Source organism: Microbacterium sp. STRO-2N (genome assembly GCF_057747775.1).
This window is the reverse complement of record NZ_CM173223.1, coordinates 2613733-2628263: the sequence shown is the minus strand read 5'-3', so window position 1 is coordinate 2628263 and position 14531 is coordinate 2613733. Positions and strand designations below refer to the sequence as shown.

Annotated in this window: 13 protein-coding genes; 3 read left to right on the top strand and 10 right to left on the bottom strand. The window is 69.6% G+C overall.

Features of this window, described 5'->3' with window-relative positions:
- Nucleotides 1-39 precede the first annotated feature (39 nt).
- A complete protein-coding gene (locus AC3ANN_RS12295; RefSeq protein ID WP_488337682.1) occupies nt 40-603 on the bottom strand; it encodes a GNAT family N-acetyltransferase in 564 nt (187 codons plus the stop codon).
- A gap of 209 nt (nt 604-812) precedes the next feature.
- On the opposite strand from AC3ANN_RS12295, the gene AC3ANN_RS12290 reads away from it, so the two are divergent.
- Nucleotides 813-1673 (top strand): endonuclease domain-containing protein, encoded by an 861-nt coding sequence (locus AC3ANN_RS12290; protein ID WP_488337681.1) that lies wholly within the window; start codon nt 813-815, stop codon nt 1671-1673.
- A gap of 156 nt (nt 1674-1829) precedes the next feature.
- Here the strand turns inward: AC3ANN_RS12290 and trpS are convergent, their stop codons facing one another.
- From trpS to sdhC, 9 genes are all read right to left on the bottom strand, one after another.
- The gene (gene trpS, locus AC3ANN_RS12285; protein WP_488337680.1) at nt 1830-2834 is read right to left on the bottom strand and encodes a tryptophan--tRNA ligase; all 1005 of its coding nucleotides are present in this window, start codon (nt 2832-2834) and stop codon (nt 1830-1832) included.
- 107 nt (nt 2835-2941) lie between these two features.
- Nucleotides 2942-4828, bottom strand: a complete 1887-nt coding sequence (locus AC3ANN_RS12280) for an NHL repeat-containing protein (protein WP_488337679.1) — start codon at nt 4826-4828, stop codon at nt 2942-2944.
- A gap of 91 nt (nt 4829-4919) precedes the next feature.
- Nucleotides 4920-5768, bottom strand: coding sequence for an exodeoxyribonuclease III (locus AC3ANN_RS12275; RefSeq protein ID WP_488337678.1), 849 nt, complete (start codon nt 5766-5768; stop codon nt 4920-4922).
- Between the two features lie 30 nt (nt 5769-5798).
- Nucleotides 5799-7064 carry a YihY/virulence factor BrkB family protein gene (locus AC3ANN_RS12270; RefSeq protein ID WP_488337677.1) on the bottom strand — a complete coding sequence of 422 codons (1266 nt, stop codon included), beginning with the start codon at nt 7062-7064 and terminating at the stop codon, nt 5799-5801.
- Nucleotides 7065-7074: 10 nt separating this feature from the next.
- Nucleotides 7075-8304 carry an MFS transporter gene (locus tag AC3ANN_RS12265; protein WP_488337676.1) on the bottom strand — a complete coding sequence of 410 codons (1230 nt, stop codon included), beginning with the start codon at nt 8302-8304 and terminating at the stop codon, nt 7075-7077.
- Nucleotides 8305-8314: 10 nt separating this feature from the next.
- On the bottom strand, nt 8315-9115 hold the full coding sequence (locus AC3ANN_RS12260; RefSeq protein ID WP_488337675.1) for a succinate dehydrogenase iron-sulfur subunit: 801 nt from the start codon (nt 9113-9115) through the stop codon (nt 8315-8317).
- On the bottom strand, nt 9115-10920 hold the full coding sequence (gene sdhA, locus AC3ANN_RS12255) for a succinate dehydrogenase flavoprotein subunit (protein WP_488337674.1): 1806 nt from the start codon (nt 10918-10920) through the stop codon (nt 9115-9117). The genes AC3ANN_RS12260 and sdhA overlap by 1 nt, the downstream gene beginning before the upstream one ends.
- Before the next feature lie 40 nt (nt 10921-10960).
- Entirely contained in the window at nt 10961-11413 is a 453-nt protein-coding gene (locus AC3ANN_RS12250; protein ID WP_488337673.1) for a succinate dehydrogenase hydrophobic membrane anchor subunit, read from the bottom strand.
- Entirely contained in the window at nt 11413-11850 is a 438-nt protein-coding gene (sdhC, locus tag AC3ANN_RS12245) for a succinate dehydrogenase, cytochrome b556 subunit (RefSeq protein WP_194409169.1), read from the bottom strand. Before sdhC ends, AC3ANN_RS12250 begins: the two co-directional genes overlap by 1 nt.
- A gap of 236 nt (nt 11851-12086) precedes the next feature.
- Between sdhC and AC3ANN_RS12240 the strand changes: the two genes are divergently transcribed.
- Both AC3ANN_RS12240 and AC3ANN_RS12235 read left to right on the top strand, forming a co-directional pair.
- Complete coding sequence (locus AC3ANN_RS12240; RefSeq protein WP_488337672.1) at nt 12087-13202, top strand: mannose-1-phosphate guanylyltransferase; 1116 nt, start codon at nt 12087-12089, stop codon at nt 13200-13202.
- A gap of 166 nt (nt 13203-13368) precedes the next feature.
- Nucleotides 13369-14484 carry a BMP family lipoprotein gene (locus AC3ANN_RS12235; protein WP_488337671.1) on the top strand — a complete coding sequence of 372 codons (1116 nt, stop codon included), beginning with the start codon at nt 13369-13371 and terminating at the stop codon, nt 14482-14484.
- The last annotated feature ends 47 nt before the right edge of the window (nt 14485-14531 follow it).

Genomic DNA, 14531 nt, shown 5'->3' with positions numbered 1-14531 from the left:
TCGCATGCGCCGCCGACGCCGCGACAGCCGCCCGCGCGGTCAGTCGAGGACGGGCCAGGGCTGCGGGGAGCGGTCATCCGTCGAGAGGAGCGCTGCGATCCAGCCGTCATCGCGGCCGTGCGAGCCGACGAGCGCCCTACGCAGGGTGCCCTCGTATCGGAAGCCGAGCGCGCGCGCCGCGCGAGCCGACCCGGTGTTGCCGACCACGGCGCGCCACTCGACGCGCTCGAGCCCGAGCCCCTCGGCGGCGAAGCCCCAGTCGATCACGGCACCGGCGGCCTCGACCAGGAGTCCCCGGCGGCGCGACCACGGAGAGACCCAGTATCCGAGCTCTCCGCCGCCGCGGCCGTCGAGGCGGTACAGCCCGATCATCCCCGCCAGCACGTCGCCCTCGCGCATGGCCCACGTGAGGTGCGCGCCGCTCTCCCAATCGGCGGCGACCTTCGGCACGAACTCCTCGGCGTGCTTGCGCTCGTAGGGCGACGGAACCGTCGTGTATCGCTGGGTCTCGGCATCCTGGCACGCCTCGTAGATCGCGTCGACATCGCTGTCCATCGGGAGCGACAGCTCGAGGCGCTCGGTGTGCAGCGTGACCGGTTCCACGTCGCCCACGCTACCGGCGCCTCCCGCTCGCGCGCGCAACTCAGGCTGAATCGACTGCAGGCATGCGAGATCTCACCCCGCACCCGGTTCGGCCTGAGTTATGCGCACCTTCGATTCCTCCACAGGACGGCGCCCAGCGGTGGCCGTCCACAGCTTCCACATATGCCGGGGCTGTCCGCGGCGGGGTGGTTGAGAGTGGCACGGTGACTGTGCTCGATGCCGACATCGGCGAGGTCCTCACGCGTGCCGACCTCTTGGCAGTGGGATTGCGCCCTCGGCAGATCACCCGGGAGGTCCGACACGGTCGCCTCATCCGCGTGCGCCGCGACCGATACATGCGGATGCCGGACAATCGCGTCGAGCGAGCGGTTCGGGTCGGCGGGCGCCTGGCCTGCGTCTCGCTACTCGCTCTGCTCGGCGTGTTCGTGCTGGAGTCGTCGACCCTCCACGTTCACTTGCCGAGGACCATGTCGCGCCTCCGGGATCCGGGGAACCGGGGTGTGCCGCTGGATACGCGAGGCAGGCGGTCCCTGTCGATGCACTGGTGGCCGTTGCAGGACGAGACGGATGCGACACTCGGCGTCGTCGGGCTCATCGATGCGGTCGCGCAGGCCGTGCGCTGTCAGGCGCCGCGGGCCGCGGTGGCGACGATCGACAGTGTGCTCCACCTCGGCATTCTCTCGTGGGCGCAAGTGCGAGAGGTCTTCGCGAGCCTCCCTGCGCGATACCAGATCGTTCTGCGGCTCGTCGACGGCATTGCCGAGTCCGGACCCGAGAGCCTCATGCGCCTCATTCTTCGGCAGCTGGGTGTCCGCATCGAAGCGCAAGTCGAGATCGCGGGCGTCGGACGCGTGGACTTCGTCGTCAACGGTTGGCTCATCATCGAATGCGATAGTCGCGCGCACCACGAGGGCTGGGAGAAGCAGCAACGCGACCGGCGTCGCGACTTGATGGCCGCCGCGCTGGGTTATACGACACTGCGACCGCTGGCCGAAGACATCATGTTCCGTCCGCATCTCGTCAGGGATGCGATCCGTGGGCTGCTGGCGGGACGGCGGCCCCGCCGCTGACCGGTGGGGCCTCGCCGCGGACGACGTGCGCGTAACTCAGGCAGAACGGTGTGCACGGGCGCTGCCCTCGCTCGAGCGGGCGGATCTGCCTGAGTTATGCGACGTGGACGGGTCGAGGTGGCCCTGCCGGACGGCGGGCCGGCTTGACGCGCCGGGTCAGACGCGGCGGAGGAGGCCGACCTTGTCGTAGACGTCGGCGAGCGTGCGGTTCGCGACCGTCTCGGCGCGCGCGGCGTTCGCGGCGAGCACGCGGTCGAGCTCGGCCGGGTCGGAGAGCAGCTCGAGGACGCGCTCGCGCACCGGACCGAACTCGTTCACCACGACCTCGGCGAGGCCCTTCTTGAAGTCGCCGTAGCCGCGGCCCGCGTACTCGTCCTCGATCGCCGGGATCTGGCGTCCGCTCAGCGCGGCGTAGATCACGAGGAGGTTCGAGACGCCGGGCTTCGCCTCGCGGTCGTAGCGCACCGAGCCCTCGGAGTCGGTCACCGCTCGCATGATCTTCTTCGCCGAGACCGCCGGGTCGTCGAGCAGCCACAGCACACCGGCATCCGACTCCGCCGACTTCGACATCTTGGCCGTCGGGTTCTGCAGGTCGTAGATGCGCGCGGTCTCCTTCTGGATGACCGGCGTCGGCACCGTGAACGTCTGGCCGTACCGGCTGTTGAAGCGCTCGGCGAGGTCACGGGTCAGCTCGACGTGCTGCTTCTGGTCGTCGCCGACGGGCACGATGTCGGTCTGGTAGAGCAGGATGTCGGCGGCCATCAGCACCGGGTAGGTGAACAGGCCCACCGATGTCGCTTCGGTGCCGTAGCGCTGCGACTTGTCCTTGAACTGCGTCATGCGACCGGCCTCGCCGAAACCCGTGACGGTCGAGAGGATCCACGCGAGCTCGGCGTGCGCGGGCACGTGCGACTGCACATAAAGGGTCGACTTCGCCGGCTCGATCCCCGCGGCGATGTACTGCGCGGCGGTGCGCCGGGTCTTCTCCCGCAGCTCGGCGGGGTCGTTCGGTTGCGTCAGGGCGTGGAGGTCGACGACCGAGAAGAACGCGTCGTACGCCTCCTGCAGATCGCGCCACTGCATGAGGGCCCCGATGTAGTTGCCGATCTGAAGCGAGTCGGCCGAGGGCTGCATGCCGGAGTAGAGACGCGATTTGCTCACCCGACGATCCTATTCGGGAACGACGGATGCCTCGGCCCGGCGCCCGCCCGCAGCCGTCCGGCTCGATCACTCGGCCCGCGACACCGCTGAGGCGGCCGTGCGCGCCGCTACTCGAACGGCTCCACCGTCACGGGCTCCGCGGCGCCGACGAAGGCGACGATCTGGTGGCCACCGGGATTGGTCTGCTCCGAGACAGTGAGCCAGTTGTTCGTGACCCACACGTTGCCCGACGGGTCGACGGCGATGCCGGTGCTCCGGGTGAGACCGTCGAAGCCGTAGCCGGTGTCGTCGGGCGAGATGGCCTGTCCGGTGGTCAGGCCGCGCGGGCACGTCGCGGCATAGGCGCCGCAGAACGCCGCCACGCGCTGACCGGTGAAGTCGGCCACCCACACGTTTCCGTCGCCGTCCGTCGCGATGCCCCACGGCAGGGTGACCCCGCCACCGGTGTACGGCGTCGAGACGGTGCCGTCGGGTGAGATCATCGTCACAGACGGCGTGCCCTTCCCCTCGGCGACCCGGTCGGGGCACGGCAGCGTGATGCCGCCCGAGTTCGCGACCCAGACGTTGCCCGCCGCGTCGGCCGCGATTCCCATCGGCCGGTCGAACCCCTGTGTGAGGGGTGAGAACGGCGCGGCGGATCCGTCGCGTTCGAGCACCGCGACGGCACTGTTCACGGTGCCGGTGACGAACACGCTCTGGCCGTTGTCGACAATCGCGAACGGCTGCTCGAGCCCGAAGGATCCCAGGTTGCGCGCCTGGTCGGGGTCGCCATCGGGGTACACGGCCACCGTGTCGTTGCCGCAGTTCGCGATCCAGAGGTTGCCATCCGTGTCGAACTCGATGCCCTGCGGCCAGCTCAGCTCGCCCTGGGTGTACCCCGTGGACGGCGAGACCGCCTCGTCGCCGTCGAAGAGCGACATGCTGTTGTGCGGTGGCTGATCCGCCTCAGGACAGCCCGGAGCGGCGGCGGCGAACCCGAAGTTGCTGAACCACAGGCGCCCGGTCCGGTCGAACTCGATGCCGAAGCCCGAACCGCTCAGACCGCCGCCCTGCAGCGTGGCGATCAGCTCGCCGTTCGGCGCGAATCCGAACGCCTGGTCGCTCCCGCACACCGGAACCGAAGGGTCGGCGTTGTACTGGTAGTTGTTGTTGATCCAGATGTTGCCCTCGGGGTCGATGGCGAAGTTGCCCGGTCCCGCGAGCGACTGGCCGTCTCCGTCGAATCGGAGCGCGAGGGTCCAGGCGGCGGGAGCGTCGGACAACCCCGGCTGCTCGCCGTTCGCCTCGGAGGCCACCGCGAACAGCGCCTCCGCACCGGCGGAGGGGTCGCGTGCGATAGCCGCGAAGGCAGCCGCCGCGGACTCGGGACGGTCGGTGCTCGCCGCGGCGTCGAACAGCACGTCGCACGCGGCCCCGTCGGCGAGGCACACGCTCAGGACATCGGACAGCGACGTGAAGGTCGCCAGGGTGCTGGTCTCGGACCCGTTCGGCGACGTCGTGAGCACGTCGCCGTAGTCACCGGTCTCGGGATCCGCCAGGTTCGCGGCCATTCCGGCGGCGTTGCTCAGCCAGCGTGCATCACCTGAGGGCGCCGCACCGTCGTAGAACTGCGCGAGGCCGTACCCGGCGGCCACGGTGGTCCGCTCGTTGAGCGTGATGATCGACGTGTTCGTGCTCGCCACTGCGGCCAGAAGGGCTGTGTCGGAAGAGGGCGGCCGCGCGTCGAGGTACACCACCGCATTACCGTCGGCGTCGATCTCGAACGCGCCGTCGTCGTCGGTCGACGCCGTGGCGCCGGGTGTCGGACCGTCGGGGCCGACGTCCCACGCGGTGACCGTCCATCCGCCCGGGTCGACGCCCTTCGCGACTATGTCGATCGACCCGGCGAGAGTCGGCTGCGCGTCGGCACCGCCTCCGCAGCCGCTCAGCGCGAGGGTCAATGCCGCCGTCGCCGCAGCGAGTCCGCTCGTGATCGTCCTTCTTGCGCCTGCCACGTCGTCCCCCTCATCGCCGACCCCCTCGCGGAGTCTAGCCACAGCGGGTGGCGTCGCGTCGACTCGGCGCGCAGCTCGACGAGGGCGACCGTCAGCGGCCGATCGTGTAGTCCGCGACGACGGGGGAGTGGTCGCTCCAGCGGGTGTCCCACGAGGGGGCGCGGACGACGCGGTAGTCGGTGACGCGTTCTCCGAGAGCGGGCGTGGCCAGGTGGTAGTCGATGCGCCACCCGGCGTCGTTGTCGAACGCGCGCCCGCGCATCGACCACCACGTGTACGGGCCGTCGACGTCGCCGTGGAACCGCCGGCCGACGTCGACCCACCCGAGTCCCATCCCCACCGAGCCGTCGACTCCCGTGACCTGGGCGCCCGCCTCGCCGAAGAACCGGTCGAAGTACGCGCGCTCGCGGGGGAGGAACCCGGCCTTCTTGACGTTGCCCTTCCAATTGCGGATGTCGAGCTCGCGGTGGCCGACGTTGAGGTCGCCCATCACGAGCGCGAGCGGCGACGCGGCCGCGAGCTGCGGCATCCGTCTCTCCATCGCGTCGAGGAAGGCCCACTTGGCGTCCTGTTTCGGAGTGTCGGCCTCGCCGGTGTGCACGTAGGCGCTCACCACGATCAGCCGCTCGCCGTCGATGTCGAAGTCGGCCTCGATCCAGCGACCTGCGGAATCGAGCGGTTCGGGCCCCAGCACCCGCCGCACGTCGACGAACGGCAGGCGGCTGGCGACCGCCACACCGGCGCGACCCTTCGACAGGGCCTCGTCGTTGACGACATCCCACCCGGGCAGGGCGGTGCGCAGCTCCTCCTCGGTCGCGCGCACCTCCTGCAGCGCCATCACGTCGATGTCTGCCGCGTCGAGCCATTCGAGCATGCCCTTGCGCGTCGCCGCGCGGATTCCGTTGACGTTGACAGAGGCGATGCGAACACGACGAGACACGCCCGTCAGACTATCCGGCGCCGCCGACACTCAGCGGCGCCGGAAACCGTTCGTGTGGACCTTCGCCTTCGCCGCCGGCGGCACGAGCGCAGGAGCGGCCGGTGGCGGGGCGGATGCCTCGACCTGTGCCAGCTCCTGCTGCGCTGCCCGCACGGCCCGGTCGGCGTTCCAGGTGCGATACCAGGGCGCTTCGGCGCGAACCTGCTGCGCGGTGCGCAGACGGACGCGCGCGGCGATCAGGAGTGCCTCGTGCTCCTTCGCGAGCCGCTCGGCCTCCGTCTGAGGGAGGAGCGGGATGTCGTCGTCGTTGGCTGCGACGGCGATCCACGCGGCCGCCACGAGCATGATGATGCCGATGATGCGGAACCACAGCAGCAGCCCCACGAAGATCGCGAAGGTCGCGAGCAGCACATTGGACGGCGTGTACACGAAGAGCCAGCCGGTGAACAGCTGCAGCACCGTGATCGCGCCGCCGCCGAGGAGGGCGCCCGGCCAGATGCGCCGCCACGGCAGTCGCGTGCCGGTGAGGAAGCGGATGAGGGCGCCGAGTGCCCCGGAGAAGATGACGAACGAGATGATGATCGTGCCGATGCGGGTCGCGATCGCGTACGCGCCGGAGGTGTCGGTCCATCCGAACAGCGAGAAGACCAGCGTGAGCGCCCACGTGCCGATCGAGGTCGCGACGAACCCGAGGAGCAGTCCTGCGGCGAAGAGGACGGCGCCGACGAAGTCACGGGCCTTCAGATAGAAGTAGCTGCGCAGGTCGGGCGGCAGTCCGAAGATGTCGCGCACCGCGCGGCGGGTGTACGTGACGAAGCCGATCGCAGTCCAGACGAGGGTTCCGAGGGCGACGATGCCGGTGATCCCGAGCACACCGGCGTTGCTCGTGGCGATCTCAGTGACCTGCGCGGGTGTGAAGAGCCCGTTGTCGCTGATGAGGCCGGGGATGTAGCTGTTGATGAGCTCGATCATCCCCTCGATGGCCTGCTGACTGCCGCCGAGCCAGAGGCCCGCGATCGCGAAGGCCACGTAGATGCCCGCGAACGTCGCGAACAGCGCCTGGTAGCTGACGCCGGCGGCGAGGAGGAAGCCGTTGTGCCGCAGGAAGTGACGCCACACGCGCACGGGGAACCAGGCGAGGGTCCGCCGCGTCAGGGCCGTGGCCGCGCTGAGGGGCGCCTCGAACCGCTCGTGAAGGTGCTCCTCCTCGGCCTCCCACTTGGCGCGGAGCTTCTGCTCCTCGCGTTCCGCGGCATACGCGCGATCGCGAGCATGCGGGCGGCGCTCGTCGGTCACGGGAGAAAGACTAGCGACCTTCGGCGATCGGCTCGCGCGTGGGCGCGGCATCCGGCCGTCTCCGGAACCGGGGCACCGCGAACAGCACCGCCGCGAGCGCGACCGCCGGCAGCAGGAACGCCGGGCCGAGCCCGGGGCCGTCGGCGAGGAGCCCGATGACGACGGCGCCGAGGATCGCTCCGGCGTAGTTGAAGAGATTGACACGCGCGATCACCTGGTCGCTGTGCGGCGGGTCGAGCTCGCCCGCCGCACCGAACGTCACCGGGATCAGCGCGCCGGCCGACACGCCGGCGAGCGCGAAGCCGGCGATGGCCGCGGCGGGATGGGGCACGAGTGCGACGACGCCGCACCCGATGGCCGACGCGACGGCCGCGATCGCGACGAGCCGGCGCCGGCCGATCGCGGGGATGAGGCGGTCGGTCACGAGCCGTGTCACCAGCACCACGCCCTGGTACACGGCGTAGCCGAGCGGCGCGACCCACGCCAGCGCGTGGAGGTCGTCCTGCAGATACACCGTGCCCCACGTGCTCACCGCCGAGTCCGCGACGAATACGGCGAGGATCACCAGACCGAACACCCAGATGCCGGCGCGGGGCAGTCGCGTCCGCTCGGCAGGCGGAAGCGCCTCGTCCACGGGAACCTCGCGTGCCCCCAGCCGGGCGACGACGACTCCCGCCGCCAGCGCGATCGCCGCCGCGCAGACGAGCGCGACGCCGGCGGCGAGGGCGGATGCCGCGACCAGCGACACGAGGAGGGCTCCGGCGATCGCGGCTGCCGTCGCCGCGGCGAACAGCCCGCCCAGCAGGTGCCGTCCGTACGCGCGCTGGACCGCGACGCCCTGCATCGCGGCCGCCGCGTCGACGCAGCCGAGGCCGATGCCGAACAGCCCGAACGCGGCGGCGAACATCGGGAGCGGCGTCGGCACGGCGATCAGCGGAAGGGCTGCCGCCTGGACGACGAGCCCGAGGGTCAGCGCCGCACGGCTGCCGAAGCGGACGGCGACCGCGTTCGCCACGACCGAGCCGACCGCGGCCATGAGCGCGACGCCGAGCACGAGCAGCGACACGACGGTGTCGTCCACGTCCTGGCGGGCTTTGAGTGCGGGCAGCGACGTGACGATGACGGCGTAGCCGAGTCCCTGCGCGACATAGGCGCCGGTGACGGCGAGGCGCGCGGCGCGCGCGCCGTCGAGGGGCGCGGGCTGCGGCATCCGCTCATCGCTCCGTTGCGACTCGCTCACCCGCGGTGCCCTACGGGCGTCCGCGCAGAACGGCCTGCTTGACCTCGGCGATCGCCTTGGTCACCTCGATGCCGCGGGGGCATGCCTCGGTGCAGTTGAAGGTCGTGCGGCAGCGCCACACGCCCTCCTTGTCGTTGAGGATGTCGAGGCGCACATCGCCGGCGTCGTCGCGGGAGTCGAAGATGAACCGGTGCGCGTTGACGATCGCGGCGGGGCCGAAGTATTGGCCGTCGGTCCAGAACACCGGGCACGACGAGGTGCACGCCGCGCAGAGGATGCACTTCGTGGTGTCGTCGAAGACCTCGCGGTCGACGATCGACTGGATGCGCTCCTTGCCGGGCTCGGGCTTCGAGTTCGCGATGAGGAACGGCTGCACCTCGCGGTACGACGCGAAGAACGGCTCCATGTCGACGACGAGGTCCTTCTCGAGGGGGAGTCCCTTGATCGCCTCGACGTAGATCGGCTGCGAGATGTCGAGATCCTTGATGAGCGTCTTGCACGCGAGCCGGTTGCGGCCGTTGATGCGCATCGCGTCGGACCCGCAGATGCCGTGGGCGCACGAGCGGCGGAACGTCAGCGACCCGTCGACCTCCCACTTGATCTTGTGGAGCGCGTCGAGCACACGGTCGGTCGAGTAGAGCTCGACGTCGTAGTCGACCCAGCGCGGCTCCTCGTCGACCTCGGGGTCGAAGCGGCGGATGATGAACGTCACGAGGAACGACTGGATGCCGCTGTCGTTCGCGGCCTCCGCGGCGCGCTCGGGGGCGTCGGCGTCGGTGCGCTCGATGACGTCGGTGACTGAAGCCGCCATCAGTACTTCCTCTCCATCGGCTGGTAGCGGGTGATGACGACCGGTTTCCAGTCGAGTCGGATGTGGTCGTCGGACTTCGACGATCCGGCGTCGCCGGAGAGGTACGCCATCGTGTGCTGCATGTAGTTCTCGTCGTCTCGCTTCGGGAAGTCGTCGCGCATGTGGCCGCCGCGGCTCTCCTTGCGATTGCGGGCGGTGACGACGACGACCTCCGCGATGTCGAGGAGGAAGCCGAGCTCGACCGCCTCGAGCAGGTCGGTGTTGTAGCGCTTGCCCTTGTCGTCGACGTGGACGTTCTTGTAGCGCTCGCGCAGCTCCTCGATGACGTCGAGCACCTCGCCGAGCGACTCCTCGGTGCGGAAGACCTGGGCCTTGCGGTCCATCTCGTCCTGCAGCGTCTTGCGGAGCACGGCGATGCGCTCGGTGCCCTGGTTGCTGCGCAGACCCTCGATGAGGTTCCGGACCTCGGCGGCCGGGTCCTCCGGCAGCGGCACGAAGTCGGCGGTCTTCACGTACTCCACGGCGTTGCGGCCGGCGCGCTTGCCGAACACGTTGATGTCGAGCAGCGAGTTGGTGCCGAGGCGGTTCGAGCCGTGCACCGACACGCACGCGCACTCGCCGGCGGCGTAGAGGCCGGGGACGACCGTGGTGTTGTCGCTGAGCACCTGCGCGTCGTTGTTGGTCGGGATGCCGCCCATCGCGTAGTGCGCCGTCGGCATGACCGGCACCGGCTCGACAACGGGGTCGACGCCGAGGTAGGTGCGCGCGAACTCGGTGATGTCGGGGAGCTTCGTCTCGAGCACCTCGGCGCCAAGGTGCGTGCAGTCCAGCAGCACGTAGTCGCGGTGGGGGCCGGCACCCCGCCCCTCTGCGACCTCCTGGACCATGCAGCGGCTCACGATGTCGCGAGGCGCCAGGTCTTTGATCGTCGGCGCGTAGCGCTCCATGAACCGCTCGCCCGACGCGTTGCGGAGGATCGCGCCCTCACCGCGCGCGCCTTCGGTGAGCAGGATGCCGAGCCCGGCGAGGCCGGTCGGGTGGAACTGGAAGAACTCCATGTCCTCCAGCGGCAGGCCCTTGCGCCAGATGATGCCGACGCCGTCACCGGTGAGGGTGTGCGCGTTCGAGGTCGTCTTGAAGATCTTGCCGAAGCCGCCGGTGGCGAAGATGACGGCCTTGGAGTGGAAGACGTGCAGGTCGCCGGTGGCGAGCTCGTACGCGACGACCCCCGCGATCTCGGTCTTGCCGGCGTCGTCCTTCACCGTGATGAGGTCGAGGACGTAGAACTCGTTGAAGAAGTTGATGCCGAGCTTGACGCAGTTCTGGAACAGCGTCTGCAGGATCATGTGCCCGGTGCGGTCCGCGGCGTAGCACGCGCGGCGCACGGGCGTCTTGCCGTGGTCGGCGGTGTGGCCGCCGAAGCGGCGCTGGTCGATCTTGCCCTCGGGCGTGCGGTTGAACGGCAGGCCCATGTTCTCGAGGTCGATGACCGCGTCGATGGCCTCCTTGGCGAGGATCTCGGCCGCGTCCTGGTCGACGAGGTAGTCGCCGCCCTTGACGGTGTCGAACGTGTGCCACTCCCACGAGTCCTCTTCGACGTTGGCCAGTGCCGCCGCCATGCCGCCCTGCGCCGCACCGGTGTGCGAGCGGGTGGGGTAGAGCTTCGAGATGACGGCCGTCTTCGCGCCCGGGCCCGCCTCGATGGCCGCCCGCATGCCGGCGCCGCCGGCGCCCACGATGACGATGTCGAACTGGTGGTAGTGGACGCCGTCCTTGACGTAGGAGTCCGCGGTCTGAGTGGTCACGTGTGGAATGCCTCGGTTGTCTCTTGCCTCGTCGGTGCGCTCAGCCCTGCGCGCTGCAGAACTCGGAGAGCACGCTGCCGTCGCTCAGGTTGGGGATGCACGGGTCGAACGTGAAGACCACGAGCGTGCCGAGCAGGATGAGGAACCCGGCGGCGAGCCAGAGCGCCCACACCAGCACGCGGCGGGTGCCCTCGTGCGTCACGTAGTCGTTGACGATCGTGCGCATGCCGTTGGCGCCGTGGATCAGTGCGAGCCACAGCATCAGCACGTCCCACCACTGCCAGAACGGCGACGCGAACTTGCCCGCGACGAACGCGAAGTCGAGGGCGTGGATGCCGTCGCCGACCATGAGGTTGACGAAGAGGTGGCCGAAGATCAGGACCACCAGCAGCACGCCCGAGGCACGCATGTAGATCCAGCCCCACTTCTCGAGGTTGGGTCCCTTGCGGCGGACGGCGGTGCGCGGAGCTCGCGGATCGGCGATGGTGGCCATCAGTGCTCCCCTCCCCAGCCGTACGCGAAGACGTTCGAGAGGTGGCGGACGGTGAACGGGATCATCGTCACGAGGAAGAGGCCGATGACGCCCCACCACAACTGACGCTGGTGGCGCGTGGCCCACGGCCAGAAGTCGACCAGGATGATGCGCAGCCCGTTGTACGCGTGGTACGCGATCGCGCCGACGAGGACCACCTCGCCGAGACCCATGATCGGGTTCTTGTACGTGCTCATGACCGCGTCGTACGCCTCGGGCGCGACCCGGATCAGCGCCGTGTCGAGCACGTGGACCAGCAGGAAGAAGAAGATCGCGATGCCGGTGATGCGGTGCAGCACCCACGACCACATGCCCTCGTTCCCGCGGTACAGGGTGCCGCGGGGAACTCGGGAAGTGGTCTCGGATACCGACGGTGTGACGCGTGCTGGTGCAGACACGGCCGTCCTCCCTGGATCGAACATGGCGGGGCGGATCGCTGCCTGAGAGACAGGGCCCCTGAAGGTGGCCCGGGACCGAGATCTCGAGCCATCGGCGTCACGCGGGCGCTGCGACCATCCTATTCCCGCTTCTCGGGGGGCGGCGACGTAGGCCACCCTTACCCCATCACCTTCCGGAGGGATCTTCGCACCCGGCAAGAACCGCGTTTGTTTCGCGGCCGGGATAGCCTGTCGGCATGTCAGGACCTATCGAGGACTTCTACGCGGTCATCCCCGCCGGCGGGATCGGGAGCCGGCTGTGGCCGCTCTCGCGCGCCGATGCGCCGAAGTTCCTCCACGACCTCACCGGTTCGGGACGGACGCTGCTGCGCGACACGTGGGATCGGCTCGAGCCGCTCGCCGGCCCCGACCGGATCTCGGTCGTGACGGGCCGCGCGCACCGTGCCGCCGTCGAGAAGGAGCTTCCCGGCATCGCCGACAAGAACGTCTTCCTCGAGTCCGAGCCGCGCGACTCGACCGCCGCGATCGGCCTGGCCGCCGCGATCCTCGTCCGCCGCGAGCCCGATGTCATCATCGGGTCGTTCGCCGCGGACCACGTCATCCGCGTGCCCCAGCTGTTCGACTGGGCGGTGCGCCAGGCGGTGGCGACCGCGCGCGACGGGTACATCTGCACGATCGGCATCCAGCCGTCCGAGCCGTCCGTCGGATTCGGCTACATCCGCAAGGGCGACGCGCTCACCGTCGAAGGGGCGCCCGAGGCGGCTCGCGTCGAGAGCTTCGTCGAGAAGCCCGACCTCGACACCGCCAAGGCGTACGTCGCCGACCGCAACTACCTGTGGAACGCGAGCATGTTCATCTCGCGCGCCGACGTGCTGCTCGGCGAGATCGCCGAGAACGAGCCGCAGCTGTACGCGGGGCTCATGGATCTCGCGGAGGTATGGGACGACCGCGACGCGCGCGGCCCCGTCGTGGACCGGGTGTGGCCCACACTCACGAAGATCGCCATCGACTACGCCGTCGCGGAGCCCGCCGCCGCGAAGGGCAGGCTCGCCGTGATCCCCGGCCACTTCGACTGGGACGACGTCGGCGACTTCGCGAGCCTCGCCAAGCTCAACTCGGGCGGGCGCAAGAACGAGCTCGCGATCCTCGGAGAGAACGCGCGCATCCTCTCCGACGCCGCGAGCGGCATCGTCGTGAGCCAGACGCGCCGCGTGATCAGCCTCATCGGCGTGCGCGACATCGTGGTCGTCGACACCGAGGACGCGCTGCTGGTGACCACCAGCGAGCACGCTCAGCGGGTGAAGGGCGTCGTCGACGCGCTCAAGCTCAGCGGGCGCGGCGAAGTCCTCTGAGAGACGGATGCCGGGTGCCGAGGCATCCGTCCGCCCGATGACGGCTGTATTGCGTCTTTGTAACCTTTCGGCTCGACGCGTTCTGCGGGTATGCAACTGCTTCGTCACAGTGTGTAACTTTGTGCAGTCCCCGTGAAGGACGCGGGGCGATCTAGTGGAGGCTGAGTTGACCATCTCACGCACCAAGAAGCTCGCCGGCGTCGCCGCCGCGGCGAGCATCGCTCTGGCCCTCGCGGGCTGCGGCTCCGCCCCGGAGGAGACCGACCCGACCGGCGACGCCGGGGACGTCGTCGAAGGCTTCCAGCCCTGCCTCGTCTCGGACGACGGCGGCTTCAACGACAAGTCGTTCAACCAGTCGGCGCTCGAAGGCATGGAGCGCGCCGCCGACGAGCTCGGCGTCGAGATGATCGAGGTCGAGTCCGCGTCCGCGAACGACTACGCGCCGAACCTGGAGAACCTCATCGCCGAGGGCTGCACGTTCATCGTCTCGGTCGGCTTCAAGCTGTCGGCCGACACGATCGCCTCGGCGACCGCGAACCCCGAGGTGAACTACGCGATCATCGACGACTGGGCCGATGCGGAGGCCGACGGCGAGACCGACGCGCCCAACATCAAGCCGCTCATGTTCGACACGGTCCAGGCCGCGTACCTCGGCGGCTACGCCGCCGCCGCGTGGTCGGCGCAGTCGGGCGTCAACAAGGTCGGCACGGTGGGCGGCATCCCGATCCCGCCGGTGACCATCTTCATGGACGGCTTCGTCGACGGCGTCGCCAAGTACAACGAGGACAAGGGCGCCGCCGTCGAGACCTTCGGCTGGGACGTCGCGTCGCAGCAGGGCTCGATGACGGGTGGCTTCCAGGCCAACGACACCGCCAAGCAGGCGATGCAGGGCATCCTCGACCAGGGTGCCGACGTCATCCTCCCCGTCGGCGGACCGATCTACCAGAGCGCGCGCGACGCCATCGTCGACGGCGGCTCGAACGCCGTCATGCTCGGTGTCGACTCCGACCTGGCCGTGGCCGACGACTCGGTCGCCGACCTCGTGCTGGTGTCGATCATGAAGCGCATCGACGAGGCCGTGTACCAGGCCACGATGGAGGCGTCCACGGGTGAGTTCGACGTGACGCCGTACGTCGGCACGCTCGAGAACGAGGGCGTCGGACTGTCGGGCTTCGGTGCCTTCGAGTCGCAGCTGCCCGAGGGCCTGACCGAGGAGCTCGCCGCCCTGCAGGAGCAGATCATCTCGGGTGAGCTCGAGGTGACCTCGCCCAGCTCGCCGTAAGGCGAAGGCGAAAGCTCGCGACGCGGCCGGGTGGTTCTCCACCCGGC